The 14401-nt window shown below is 37.6% G+C and carries 10 protein-coding genes; 5 read left to right on the top strand and 5 right to left on the bottom strand.

Features of this window, described 5'->3' with window-relative positions; translation table 11 throughout:
* The first annotated feature begins 49 nt into the window (after positions 1–49).
* Entirely contained in the window at positions 50–2041 is a 1992-nt protein-coding gene (tkt, locus tag HC728_RS17685; protein WP_190395829.1) for a transketolase, read from the top strand.
* A gap of 101 nt (positions 2042–2142) precedes the next feature.
* On the opposite strand, the gene HC728_RS17680 is transcribed toward tkt, so the two are convergent.
* Together HC728_RS17680 and HC728_RS17675 are read right to left on the bottom strand one after the other, a co-directional pair.
* A complete protein-coding gene (locus HC728_RS17680) occupies positions 2143–3090 on the bottom strand; it encodes a Kdo(2)-lipid IV(A) acyltransferase (RefSeq protein ID WP_190395828.1) in 948 nt (315 codons plus the stop codon).
* A gap of 208 nt (positions 3091–3298) precedes the next feature.
* Positions 3299–4081, bottom strand: a complete 783-nt coding sequence (locus HC728_RS17675; protein ID WP_063658863.1) for a helix-turn-helix transcriptional regulator — start codon at positions 4079–4081, stop codon at positions 3299–3301.
* Between the two features lie 248 nt (positions 4082–4329).
* Between HC728_RS17675 and HC728_RS17670 the strand changes: the two genes are divergently transcribed.
* Together HC728_RS17670 and HC728_RS17665 are read left to right on the top strand one after the other, a co-directional pair.
* Positions 4330–5190: a hypothetical protein gene (locus tag HC728_RS17670; RefSeq protein ID WP_017019302.1), complete on the top strand. Its 861-nt coding sequence runs from the start codon at positions 4330–4332 to the stop codon at positions 5188–5190.
* A gap of 32 nt (positions 5191–5222) precedes the next feature.
* Positions 5223–9314, top strand: a complete 4092-nt coding sequence (locus HC728_RS17665; protein ID WP_065641525.1) for a zinc-dependent metalloprotease — start codon at positions 5223–5225, stop codon at positions 9312–9314.
* Positions 9315–9374: 60 nt separating this feature from the next.
* Here the strand turns inward: HC728_RS17665 and HC728_RS17660 are convergent, their stop codons facing one another.
* Both HC728_RS17660 and HC728_RS17655 read right to left on the bottom strand, forming a co-directional pair.
* The gene (locus HC728_RS17660) at positions 9375–10031 is read right to left on the bottom strand and encodes an NAD(P)H-dependent oxidoreductase (protein WP_065596814.1); all 657 of its coding nucleotides are present in this window, start codon (positions 10029–10031) and stop codon (positions 9375–9377) included.
* Positions 10032–10120: 89 nt separating this feature from the next.
* Positions 10121–11431, bottom strand: coding sequence for a GGDEF domain-containing protein (locus HC728_RS17655; RefSeq protein WP_238933824.1), 1311 nt, complete (start codon positions 11429–11431; stop codon positions 10121–10123).
* A 325-nt stretch (positions 11432–11756) separates the two neighbouring features.
* Here HC728_RS17655 and HC728_RS17650 point away from each other — a divergent pair, with 325 nt between their 5' ends.
* Together HC728_RS17650 and HC728_RS20345 are read left to right on the top strand one after the other, a co-directional pair.
* Positions 11757–11954: a hypothetical protein gene (locus tag HC728_RS17650; RefSeq protein WP_012535594.1), complete on the top strand. Its 198-nt coding sequence runs from the start codon at positions 11757–11759 to the stop codon at positions 11952–11954.
* 290 nt (positions 11955–12244) lie between these two features.
* Positions 12245–12856 (top strand): CatB-related O-acetyltransferase, encoded by a 612-nt coding sequence (locus tag HC728_RS20345; RefSeq protein WP_017019306.1) that lies wholly within the window; start codon positions 12245–12247, stop codon positions 12854–12856.
* Positions 12857–12931: 75 nt separating this feature from the next.
* Here the strand turns inward: HC728_RS20345 and HC728_RS17640 are convergent, their stop codons facing one another.
* Positions 12932–13975 carry a GMP reductase gene (locus HC728_RS17640; RefSeq protein WP_005422978.1) on the bottom strand — a complete coding sequence of 348 codons (1044 nt, stop codon included), beginning with the start codon at positions 13973–13975 and terminating at the stop codon, positions 12932–12934.
* Positions 13976–14401: the final 426 nt, after the last annotated feature.

The raw sequence follows: 14401 nt of genomic DNA, 5'->3' as shown, positions 1-14401 counted from the left end.
AGCGATCTGAACCCTGCTCTATTCTTTTCAAATATTCGAGTTAAACATTATGAACCGTAAACATTTAGCAAATGCAATCCGTGCTCTAAGCATGGACGGCGTACAACAAGCAAACTCTGGCCACCCTGGCGCTCCTATGGGCATGGCTGACATCGCTGAAGTTCTTTGGCGTTCTCACTTAAATCACAACCCAGCAAACCCAGAGTGGGCTGATCGCGACCGTTTCATTCTTTCAAACGGTCACGGCTCTATGCTGATCTACTCTCTGCTTCACCTTTCAGGTTACGAGTTATCAATTGATGACCTTAAAAACTTCCGTCAACTTCACTCTAAAACTCCGGGTCACCCAGAGTATGGCTACGCACCAGGTATCGAAACAACTACGGGTCCTCTAGGTCAAGGTATTACCAATGCTGTTGGTATGGCGATGGCTGAAAAAGCATTAGCGGCACAATTCAACAAAGAAGGCCACGATATCGTTGACCACTTCACTTATGCATTCATGGGTGATGGATGTCTGATGGAAGGTATTTCTCACGAAGCGTGTTCACTTGCTGGTACATTAGGTCTAGGCAAATTAATCGCATTTTGGGATGACAACGGTATTTCTATCGATGGTGAAGTTGAAGGTTGGTTCTCTGATGACACGCCTAAACGCTTTGAAGCTTACGGCTGGCACGTAATTCCAGCGGTTGACGGTCACGACTCAGACGCTATCAATGCAGCAATTGAAGCGGCTAAAGCAGACCCTCGCCCTACTCTTATTTGTACGAAAACTATCATCGGTTTTGGTTCTCCAAACAAACAAGGTACACACGACTGTCACGGTGCTCCACTAGGCGCTGACGAAATTAAAGCAGCAAAAGCACAATTAGGTTGGGAGCACGGCGCATTTGAAATTCCGCAAGAAGTTTACGCAGAATGGGACGCGAAAGAAACAGGCGCAGTTAAGGAAGCGTCGTGGAACGAAAAATTTGCAGCTTATGAAGCAGCATACCCAGAACTTGCAGCCGAATTTACTCGCCGCGTAAACGGTGATTTACCAAAAGAGTGGGAAGAGAAAGCATCAGCTATCATTGCTGATCTTCAAGCTAACCCTGCAAACATCGCATCACGTAAAGCATCTCAAAATGCACTAGAAGCGTTTGGTGCTATGCTACCTGAATTCATGGGCGGCTCTGCTGACCTTGCACCATCTAACCTAACTATGTGGTCTGGTTCTAAATCTTTAGCAGCAAATGATTTCTCTGGTAACTACATCCACTACGGTGTGCGTGAATTCGGTATGACTGCAATCATGAATGGTATTGCTTTGCACGGTGGTTTCGTACCATACGGCGCAACTTTCCTAATGTTCATGGAATACGCTCGTAACGCAATGCGTATGGCTGCACTAATGAAAGTGCAAAACATCCAAGTTTACACGCACGACTCTATCGGTCTTGGCGAAGATGGTCCAACTCACCAACCAGTTGAGCAAATCGCTTCTCTACGTCTAACTCCTAACATGAGCACATGGCGTCCATGTGACCAAGTTGAATCTGCTGTAGCATGGAAACTGGCTATCGAGCGTAAAGATGGTCCATCTGCACTTATCTTCTCTCGTCAAAACCTTGCACAACAAGAGCGTGATACAGAGCAATTAGCGAACATCGCTAAAGGTGGCTACATCCTTAAAGATTGTGACGGTCAACCTGAGCTGATTCTTATTGCAACAGGTTCAGAAGTTGAGCTAGCAGTTGAAGCAGCAGCACAACTGACAGCAGAAGGTAAAGCGGTACGTGTTGTTTCAATGCCATCAACAGATGCATTTGATAAGCAAGACGAAGCATACCGTGAAGCAGTACTTCCATCAGCGGTAACTAAACGTATCGCAATTGAAGCTGGTATTGCTGATTTCTGGTACAAGTATGTTGGTTTCGGTGGCAAGATCATCGGCATGACAACATTTGGTGAGTCAGCGCCTGCTGATGAGCTATTCAAAATGTTTGGTTTCACTACTGAAAACGTACTAAACACAGCAAAAGAATTGTTAGCTTAATAACAAACGTTTTTATAAACAGAACACCTTATAAACAAAAGCCTCGCTAATTCAGCGAGGCTTTTTTATATTGAGAAATAGTTTTGAATTAAATACAACTTTTATGCGTATCGATTCATCTCTTCTGAGTCTTCTGGTAACGTTTTGAAGCGTTTATGTAGCCACATCCATTGTGATGGTTCTTTCTCAATTAAACGTTCAATCTCTCTATTTAGTACATTTGCAGCTGTAACAGCATCACGGCGTGGAATATCATCACTAATGTCATCCCCTATTTCTAAAGTATAGTGATTGTCAGTACGTATACTGGTACCCGACATAACAGCACACTTTGTCATATCAATTAAGAAACTTGAACCCGTGGTTGTTGCCGCTTCTTGAACAGCAAAAAATGGAACAAACACTGAGTTACGGCGGCCATAGTCATGATCAGGTAAATACCACAAACGATTTCCAGACTTAAGAACCTTAATCATGCTTTTAACATCATGGCGATCAATCATCTTATGACCTTTACGTGTTCGTCCACGATGTTGAATAAATTCATAAACAGGATTGCTATTAGCACGATACACGCCATAACCAGGAGCAAAAAGACTAAAGATTCGAGCTGTCATTTCAAGATTTAAAAAATGACAACACAGCACCAATACACCTTTACCTTCTTGCTCTTTTTCTAATATTTTTTCTTGGCCAATAATGGATATATGACGCTTCACTCGCCAATCTGGCCAAAACCAAGCCATACCGGTTTCAATTAAAGCTAACCCCGTATTTTTAAAATTTTCATTCACTAATAGTTCAATTTCTGTTTGTGAATAATGAGGAAAACATAATGCTAGATTTTTTCGAGCTACGTTCGCACGCTTTTTTAAGCAAAGTTTAGACAAACATCCGATTCCATTCCCTATTCTTTTAAGGAGCACGAACGGAAGTACATTAACCAATACAGCAAGAAAAGAAAAAGATAGCCATACAAGCCAGTACTTTGGAGACAACAGCGCCCACGTAAATTTAGGACTTGGAACTGTTTTCATTTTTTCACCCATCAAAACTAAGACACCTGTCTCAGAAATATAATTAAAGTGAAATTTTAGTTGAAAAGTTTAATAAGCTCAATCAAGTTTGATTAAATTATTTTCAAAAATATCAATTACCTTGATTGAGGCTTATTTATTATAAATAGTTACGTTTTGAATCATTAGTTAATTAGACAAATTAGAACTGTGTCGAATAACTTATAAAATACAGTATTAATTATAATACTTCATCACTATTAATTGTTTCATAAAGTTCTTTTAACAAACCTGATTCAATATTAATCAAACCATCAGATAAATGTATATAATTACCTTCAGTTACATTTAGCAATATATTTTTTCTGATATCTTCACTTTCTTTTGATTCTTTATTTTGAAAATGAAAATGTTGTATTTTCTCATAAACCATTTCTGAGACCTGATCAATTTGTTCTTGCGTTAAACAAACTCGAGACATTCCTACTACTGGTCTTTTTGCTTGTGATAATACTTCAAGCCTTAATTTCTCGGTAAACAAAGTATCTAATTTAGAACCTTCAAAAAAGGTATAATAAGGAGGAGTAAGAAAGCATGGTGAACCATCACTTTTCAGTTCAACCAAACCCATAATCTCCAATGCTCTCAAATAGATATAAACACTCTGTTCATTCAAATGGTTTTCATTAGCCACCTCTTGTACATCTCTTCCTTTGACATGAACTTCATAGAAAAAATCATACAAATAAGGGTGGTTATAAAAGATTTCGTCAAGAACTTCGGTTCTCGTTCCTTCTTCTTTATTGTGAATGTCACGTGCAATTTGTGAAAGTTCTTCTAGATTGGTATTTAATACGGTTGCATATTCCATTAATTTATCAATACCAATTGAATTACTATGAAAATGTCTTTTTAATGTCGAAATAGGTACATTTACTTTTAATGACAATTCATTATAAGTAAGATCATTTTCTTTTAATTTAACTCGTAATGCATTTAATAATAAACTAGCACAAAACCCCATAACGACTTCCTTGATGTTATTTCTTATTTTTTCAATTTACTTTATATCATTCTAAATTACTAGTTCGGTTTCATTTTTTGGAGTGAAGCAACTCATAAATTAAAACCCTCTTAGTTATAAAACTGTAATCATTGCACCACTTTCGCGCAAAGGTTACAAATATGTAACAACGTCAATTTAATGACAAATAATAATAACAACGTCAGTTATCGCTCATGATGAGCACTTTATCGACATGGAAGTCATATATGCGGACAAAACAATTAAAACAGTCAGCACTATCGAGCTTCATTTTTTGTACTTCAGCACTAGTTCACAATGCCTTTGCTGAAGATACGAACAAGGAAGAAATACCTGCTGAATCCACAGAGATAGACCAAGACTCAAATTTAAAATGGGGCGGATCATTAAGCCTTGGGTATGACAGTAATCTTTACTCAGCTTCTGATTATCGCTCAAGTCGTGCTATTTCATTTCATGGTTCACTTCATTTGGCATTTTGGGAGCACTACTCTCTTTATTCCAATACAGGTGGTTACCGTACATTACAAAATGCTGAAGGATTCTATTCTACAGATACGGTTGTTGGTCTATCGCGCTCATCACTTCTCACTTTTGGTGATACAGGACGTATGTCTATCAGTGGGCAATTTTCAATACCTACATCACAAGCGTCTCAAGATAGTTTTCTCAATACCGCTTTTCGTATACAAACCCCATTTACTTTCAAGTTAGCAGACGTTGGTTTTCTTATTGCACCTCGTGTTCGTAAAAACTTTCACCAGTACACTACCTCACCATCAGGTAACGTAAATATATCGTGGGGATTATCTTTATTATTAGGAGCAAATTATAACTATGGCGATGCTTTCTTCTCCGTATCGGCATTAGGAGGAACCTCTATCAATTATAACGGCCGTTGGGCGGACGGTTACAGCTATGGTGGTAACGTCAGCGCTGGTTATAACCTTTTAGAAGACCTTTCTATTTCATTAACACTGGCTTCTTCCGGTGTATATACAGATGCAGCACAAGGAACATTAGGCAGCTTTGATCTTTTTGATGAAGCAAAAGCTACATACTCACTTGGCATGACTTATTCATTTTAGGGATAAAATAATAAAAACAGGATGTGAACAATATGACATATAAAAAGCTTACATTAGCTGCAGCGGTAACCGTTGCACTCACTGGTTGTGCGCCAGAAGAACAAGAATATGACACTCTTGATAAAGACCTTACTGAAGTTAAAGTACAAGATTTACGTGTTGAAGGCCGCTGGTTTTACGCTCCAACTACCGGAGCTGCACCTCGCTTTGCTGTAACTCAATTTCCTTTTTTACAAGGTATGGGACGTTATGTTGAGCTTTGCTTTTCAGATGAGGGCTTAGAAGTTCGTGGCTATGACAATAATAATCCAGATCTTTTACTACCAAAAGATAAAAACGGCTTCTGTTTACCGCAAGATGAAAGCAATATCGGCTCTGATGATCAAGTTAACTTTCCTCATGTTATGACCATTCCTGGTAGTTATGCGAAATACCAATGTCGTGAAGATAACTACGGTGATTGTACTAACGTCGAAGAAAAAGATTCAGATCCAAACCTTGGCAACACTACTTTTAGAAACAATACCCACTTTACGCCAAGCCCTGAATTAACATTAGTAAGTGATTTAAACTGGGACGAGCTCTATGGCACTAAAGATGGATTAACACCACAAGGATCACCAGAAGTGATCTCTTGGGAGTTTGACCCTAAAAAAGGCGTATTAAACTTCGAACTTGAACAAACATTTAAGATTAATTTTTCTAAATTATCGCGTTATATGGATTGGTCAGCAATGGAGGAAGAGTTGGCTAAAGGCTCATTTAAGTCTCGCTTCTATTACTCCCTTGTTCATGAAAGTCACATCGCGTCTGAAGATTACCAACCTGTCTTATATCCTGTGAATGATGAAAACGATATTGGTTTCTTTACCACAACAACAAAAGTAAGAGATCCAATCACTAACAAATACGATGCGGTAACTTATTTGAACCGTTTTAATCCGGCTCAAGGTTCAATCAAATATTATTTATCAGATAACTTTTTTGAAGAGAAGAATAAGCTTTTCTTAGACTCGACGATCAATACCGTTAATAAAATGAACGAAACTCTTCGTTTACTTGAACCAAACTCAAACAAACCTATGATTGAGATTGTCAATAAATCAGAAGGAATGGGAATTCATCCGGGTGATCTTCGCTATAACGTCATTAATCTCGTCGATGAACCGCTTGATAACGGGTTACTTGGTTATGGTCCATCTATTGCGCACCCAAGAACTGGTGAGGTCATTAAAGCACACGTAAACCAATATTCTGGTGTTGCACGCCGTGGTGTTCCATTTTATTGGGACAATATGGCGCGACTGTATAACCGTGGACAACTTGAGATGAATGGTTTAGCTGCAGAAGAGTCAGCATCTGCACAATCAAGATCAGAACTTCAAACTAATAGAGCCATCTCTGAATCTCTTTACGCCAATCACAATCAACATGCTCATAATACAACCTCCATTTCAATTAATGAAGAAACAGCAATTGAGTTTTTAGCCCAACAAAGCTTAAAACAAAAATTGGCGCAAGGTCCAACGATATTGAAACCTGTCAATGATGACATGGATCTTGAAGATATTGTTCGAGCAGAAGAGGAGCGTCTTGCATTTTGGAGTGAAAACAACGCCTACCCTATTGAAGCGTCATGGGTGTCTTCTTCAAGTAAAGCCGTTATTGATAACTTACCTCTTGTTGACGAAGGTTACTTTACGAATATTACGGATCCAGAAACCGGTATTGTTACTAAAACACTAAAACCATGGGCCCTACTGCCAGACCATCTTCAGACGGTTGCAGCAGATGCCATTACCGTAACAACTTATGCGAACACTTTAGTTCATGAAATTGGTCATAATGTAGGTTTACGTCATAACTTTAAAGGCTCAAATGACATTGATAACTACTTATCAAAAACGCAATCTAAACTACTTGGCTTAAGCAACGTTCCAGCGTACAGCTCAACAATGGATTACGCACCAAGTATGCTTGATGAAATCCCAACTTGGGGTCTATATGACTTAGCTGCATTTAAATTTGCATACGCTCGTAAACTTGATCTTGTTGAAGCATCACCGATGAGCGCTGAACAACGGGCGTCTGAAGGTGGTGAAGCTGCATATGCTAACTCTTTCTACAGTCAATACGGTGCAACCGCTGAAAATGAATCTCTTATGGTTTGTACAGAGCAATCACAAGTACTTGATGATCAAGGTCAACCAACGGGACAATCAAACTACACCTGTGATTTCTCTCGTTTAGATACTGCCGCACTAAATGGCAATCCACTTGCTGAACATGGTGTACTTTACTACCTAGATGACATACTCGGTTTCACTCGTAAGTCTTATGCTTTCTGTACCGATGGTAATGTTTCTGGCAATAGCGATTGTAACCGTTTTGATGAAGGGACAAACCTACAAGAAATTGCCACTTACAAATGGCAGCAATACTTAGACAGCTACGACTCACGAAATGCAGGACTATATAATGATGGGCTTTATAATTCTAATTACCCATCTTATATTATTCGTCGCTTCCGTGAAATGAACACAATACGTGACATGATTGAAGACAATGAACGTGTCGACCAACTATTTCACGATTATGGTGACGCATCACCTTCAAATAAGCCGACCGAATTTTTACAAATGGTTGCTTCCAATCCGAGTACCTGTGTTTATTCAGAAGATAGAGATGAAAGAGCTGGTAACTCGTGGTTATGTGATTATGCCTTTGGTGCGAAAAAGGCTTCTGAATTTTTCTTAGATGTATTACGTACACCAGAAACGCAATGTATTATCACTGACCGTTCGGGAACTATGCGCAGTATTTCTCTTGGTGAAGCATTAACAGCACAAAGTTATACTATTCCAAGTGAATACGATATTACTCGTGCAGATTGTTTCGATGAGGTTGCTACTCCAATTCTTGAATCTTTGTATGGAGCAACTGAAATTCATGCAAAATCAATTAACTCTAAGTTCTTAAACTCAGTTGGTTCGTTTGACCCATCAAATCCATATTCAAATGCGGTTTCGGTATTAGGTATGTGGCCAGATAAAGGATTAGCAAGTTACCAATTGGCTCGTCGTTTCTCTTTCCGTTACACAGATGAAACTGCGTTTGCTTCTTTACTCGACTTACCTGGGGTTAAAGCCGAATACGATGCCATTATGGCGCACATTGTTGCAAAAGAACCACTAGCCAATGCCGTTGAGTTTGTTGATAGAGCTGGTGCACCTTATGAACCAACCATCGATGTTAACTTACACGTTTCACAACTGGTAGAAGCACTACCACCAATGCCACGTGGTATCGAATCATTCTATGGTTTAACTCGCACTGGTAGAACCGATATGTCGAGCATGATTGTGTATATGGGTACTCGACAAATGCTGACTTCTGATTATAAATTTGCAGAAACAGCCCTACAGCAACGTAATAGCTTAACAAAACAGCTTGATCAATATGGTTTGCTTGGTGGTGATGGATTAACGGTTTCAATTGGAGGCATTAATTACACCATCACTAAGGACAATACATTAGCGAATCGTGTTGCTTCAAAACTGTTTACAAGTGAAGGTTACACAGCAAAAATTGCACTAGACAATACGTCAGCTGAAACATTAACGAATATTCTTAATGCATGGCAACCAGTAGCAGGGTTTAAATCAACGTTCCATACGCCAATTCTTGCCCTTGATGCACCATTTATTGAATTGATCATTAATTCATATAAAGCACAAATTGCTTCTGGTGAGATTGATTTAAGCAATGGTATGAACAACCAGATCTTTAACGCAGTTATTAACGGGGTTCTATCACAACCTGATGTTACTTATAACCCAGAAACCGGTACCGTTACATCAAATACAGGTAAAGAGCACAGTATAAACAATGTAATTTCTATCATTGATTATACAATGGCATACGTAAATGCTGGACTTGATCCAACACTTCTTACGGCAAGCTATGCCCTATACGACGGTTTTACTGGAGCAGAAGAGACCAATCAGTTTGCTTGGACGCTCACATTAGAAATGATTAAAGCCTATCAATCAGGTGATTATACAAACATGGTTGGCGAACATTACGAAGCACTTCGTAAACTCCCAGTTCATAAAATTTATTAACCTCCCCAATAAAAAAGCCAGCATAATCGCTGGCTTTTCTTCATTTCAATGATTAAGGCTCTAAAGGATGGTAATTACATCTTCAAATGCTTTGCGGGATTTAGGTAACGAGGCATTGTAATCCTCACTTGGATGATGATAACCAATGGCTAAAGCAACATGACATTCATACCCTTTTAATTCATCAGCAAAAATTTCACTGAGTAATTCAGGATCAATTCCTTCCATTGTTGTTGAGTCAATGTTCAGTCTAGCTAATGTATGCAGAGCATTACCAAGAGCTAAATAAGCTTGAGGTTTAGTCCATGTTTTATGCTCACCATTTTCATCGCAGTTCAATTCTACAAACTTAAACGAAGCAAAAGCTGCTTCTTTTTGCTCTTCCGTAATACGCTTGTCAGCAACCGCTTTAGATAAAACCACATCATAATCATCTCGTGTATACGAAAGCTTATTTGCAAATAAAATCACATGAGAACACGCTTTGATGTGAGGTTGATTAAATTGGTGCATATTTGCAAATGAATCATGCATACGTTGCTTTGCTTCATCAGACTCAATAACAATGAACTTCCAAGGCTGTGAGTTAATTGAAGAAGCAGATAAACGCAGAGCCTCAAGTAAAATCGCTAAATCTTCTTGAGAGACTTTCTTTGATGGGTCATATTTTTTTGATGTATAACGATTTTCAAGATCATGAATAATTGGATGCGTCATAATAATAAACCTTACTTGTTGAAATTTTAATCCACAGACATTCTTGTCTGCACAACTTATGATGTCAACAAACAAGGCACACTCAATATTTAATTTGCCATAGTTACACGGTTTCGTCCGTTATTCTTAGATTGATACAGAGCAACATCGGCACGTTTGTATGCATCTGAAAACGTTGTATCATCATCCACCACACCACCAATCGACACTGTTACCTGTAGATCTGCAATTAATTCTTTTTCTATCGCAGATCGTATTCTTTCTGCTTTTTCTTGTGATTTAATTGTACTACCAGAATCTAATAGAACGATGAATTCTTCTCCACCCCAACGAATGCAATAGTCATGCTGTGTTACACAATCTAAAATACGTTTTGCCACCTGTTGAATGACTTCGTCACCTTTCTTATGCCCATAAGTATCATTAACACGTTTAAAGTTATCAATATCAATAATCAACAATGAAAATGCTTTCATTCTCTTCAAACGATTTTCATAAAAATCACGGCGATAAAAACCTGTCATGGCATCGTATTGAAGCATTTTTTTGCTTCGTTTAACGTTATAACTTACAGCGTATAATGTTAATGAAAATAAAAAAACTGGAAGAAATATTTTCTTAATCAAATCAGTTAAATTAATTCCTAACGTGATAGGGTCATGCTCTGAACACGGAAGATAAACGGTTTGTTGGTATAAATTATTATCATTTTGACTATTTATTACCGTACTTTTAATGCTGTTATAGTGTTCTACTCGTTCATGTAAAAGAGACGCTTTAATATCAACAACTAATAGTGCATCTAAATGTCGTTTATTGTAGATAGGATAATAAATCGAACGAATATTTTCACCTGTACCCTCTTCGATGTACTTTTCCGTCAGCTTCAGGTTACAACCATAAAATGATTGATAGGTTTTTTTTAGATTTTCATTATGAACAATTCGTCCAATAATATTATCGTCTTCTCTTGTTTTATAAAATTGTTCATAATTATCCCTGATAGGATCCAAATGAACATAATTAGATGGATTTTGAAAAACAGCAATTGTCCATAAATTATCTCCGATTAACTTTTCTAATTCGGTCCTTAACTTATAAATACCCTCGGAAAGAACTTTTACCTTTGTATCTCGTATGACAACAACAGATACATCACTCCTAAAGTACTTACCTTCATCTAAATTGATGGTTTTTGCATTATTATAATAAGAAGAAAATCGGCGACTAATGGAGTAAACATTTTTATAATCATCGACTACCCCTCGTTCTAACTGATTAATTGAAATTACATTAAAGAAAAAGTAGCAAACCAAAAAGAAACAAAAAAGCAGAGCCCATATCTTAGAAAAGATAAAAGCGTGTCTTTTTAGCTGTAGCAACATTAACTCTCTTAGCATCGTCATTCTTAAAGTAATAAAAGCTGCGGAATATATATCAACAAAAAAAGTAATCAACCTTTGTTTTTCATATAGTGAGACATTGTCTCTAATTGAAGAAAAGGCATCATAATGATCCGCAAAACCATTCAGCAATCAAATGTAAATTCTCCATACATTCAACAAAACTCCATTTTGAAACAAAACTTATTATATAAATTGATTAAAATGTCTTTCAAATAACAAGAAACAATAAACCATGTTTTTATGTGATCTATGTTAACTTTTATCCACTAGATGTATGCTAGGGTTTTACTGTTTTGTTATCAAAAGGAGTGAAATTAGTATGAAACCTGAATTTGTTTTTAAAGTACCTGAGGAGTTTGGTGCTACAGGTTTAGCAACAGCAGAGAAAGAAGCAGAAGCTTTATATTCTGAGTTACTAGGTAAAGGTGCAAGAAACATGACGGAAGTGAAAATAGAATTGAAAGATTCTAACGTCATTGGCAGTTGGGTTATTGATGGTGAAAGATACTTTGTATAACTAACTTTCACCCCTAATAGAATGAGCCTATTGTCTGATAGGTTCATCTGTTTTTTAAATCTCACACCAATACCGCTACACACATTATTGTTCCTTCATCCCTCACATTTCAGATGTTTTTTATAATTTTATTTTAACAATGCCATTAATCATAATATAATGTGAAGCACCTCGCATAATTGACTTTATATATGTTTAAACGTGTAACATTTGGTTTCAGAATAAGAAAACAACTTAAAAACAATAGAGTAACTCTTCCACCGAAATTATCTCTATTCCAAAGAGTTAGATTGCCATCCTCGTTAAAAATAGAAGAAAACGTTGCGTTTCGTGCCGGCTATTTATTATGGAGCATGGGAGCATACTCATATAGCTATAGTCAACTTGAAAGAAATACAATCGTTGGACGTTACTGCTCAATCGCTAAAGATGTGACTATTTTAGGCTACCAACACCCTCTACATCGTTTTACGACAAGTACTGTAACCTATTCTAATGATGAGTTTGCACTATCTGGTTTACAACAAGGGTCATTAAAAGAAAATAAAGACTACGTTCCACAACCCATCATCATTAAAAATGACGTTTGGATTGGAGCTAACGTAGTACTAAAACCAGGCATTACAATTGGTAATGGCGCTGTTATTGCCGCTAATGCAGTCGTAACTAAAGATGTTCCTGATTACGCTATTGTTGGCGGGATCCCAAGTAAACTTATAAAGTACCGTTTCAAAGAAGAAGTGATTAACAACTTATTAGATATAAAATGGTGGGAATATGACTTTTTAGACTTCCAATCTATCCCATTAGATTCTGATATTAATGATTTTATTCAAGATTTTAAACAGTTAGTTGATAGTAATAGCATCAAAAAATACCATCCAAAAACGTTTACCATATAATTTTATTCTACGTACACAAAAAAGGGCCGCAAACTGCGACCCTAAATTATTCATTATTTCAGAAAAAGTAAGTTATCATTCTTTACCGAAAACGTTGTTCTCTTGCTCTTGTACTCGGATGAAAGTAGTACGCTTAGTTAGCTCTTTAAGCTGCGCTGCGCCTACGTATGTACACGTTGAACGTACACCACCAAGGATGTCAGAAATCGTATTATGAACTGAACCACGGAATGGTAATAGAACAGTTTTACCTTCAGCAGCACGGTACTTAGCAACACCACCTGAGTGCTTGTCCATCGCACTTTGTGAAGACATTCCGTAGAATTTCATGAATTGCTTACCGTCTTGCTCAATAACTTCACCGCCCGATTCTTCGTGACCAGCTAGCATACCACCAAGCATAACGAAATCAGCACCGCCGCCGAACGCTTTAGAAACATCACCAGCACATGAACAACCGCCATCACCGATAATACGACCACCAAGACCGTGAGCAGCATCAGCACATTCGATAATTGCAGAAAGTTGTGGGTAACCAACACCTGTTTTAACACGTGTAGTACATACTGAACCTGGGCCAATACCTACCTTAACAATATCCGCACCAGCAAGAATAAGCTCTTCAACCATATCACCAGTAACAACGTTACCTGCAGAAATCACTTTATCAGGAAATTCAGCACGTACTTTTTCAACATACTGTACTAAATGCTCAGAGTAACCGTTTGCTATATCAATACAAATAAAGATCAAGTCATCCGTCAATGCCATGATGTCTTTAGTTTTTTGGAAATCAGCTTCTGAAGTACCAGTAGAAACCATTGCGTTTTTAAGAACAGATGCATCGTTCTCTTTAATAAACTCAGCCCAATCAGCAACAGTGTAGTGCTTATGTACAGCAGTCATTACACCATGCTCAGATAATGCTTTCGCCATTGCAAAGCTACCTACAGAATCCATGTTAGCTGCAATTACAGGTGTACCAGACCATTGACGTCCGCTATGTTTGAATGTAAAATCGCGGGTTAATTCAACCTGAGAGCGACTTTTCAGCGTTGAACGCTTAGGACGAAACAGTACATCTTTGAAGCCTAACTTTAATTCTTGTTCGATACGCATGATAAATTCCTCGTCTTATCGATAAGGCTCTACTATCTCTTGTTGCCTTTGGCAGAAGGCAGTTAACAAACCAAGATAGCAGGCACAAAAAAACCGGGGCGCTGGCAGGCGCTCCGGTTTTCAGTATTATAGGCCCAGAAACCTTTTTAGCAAGTCTGATAATTCTATTTTTTTTGTGATACCATTGATTAAAGTACAAACAAAAAGCACTTACCAGTTAATTTCACTTTTTTAAAAAAATATGTAGATAATTACTCTATATTTCTTTCAATTCTTAGATTTTTATAAAGACACCTAATTAGCACCCAACCGTAACTTTCTTCAAACAAGTAAACGTTTGCTATTATCAGTTAATATCCAAGACGATCAACTTCTCATTTTTTTACTATTTTCATGAATGGATATCGAATTTAATGTGATATACTC

Origin of the sequence: Aliivibrio sp. S10_S31 (assembly GCF_014694495.1) — a bacterium.
GTDB classification, from domain to species: domain Bacteria; phylum Pseudomonadota; class Gammaproteobacteria; order Enterobacterales; family Vibrionaceae; genus Aliivibrio; species Aliivibrio fischeri.
Note: the sequence above shows the minus strand (reverse complement) of the source record. Positions and strands in the feature narration are given on the sequence as shown.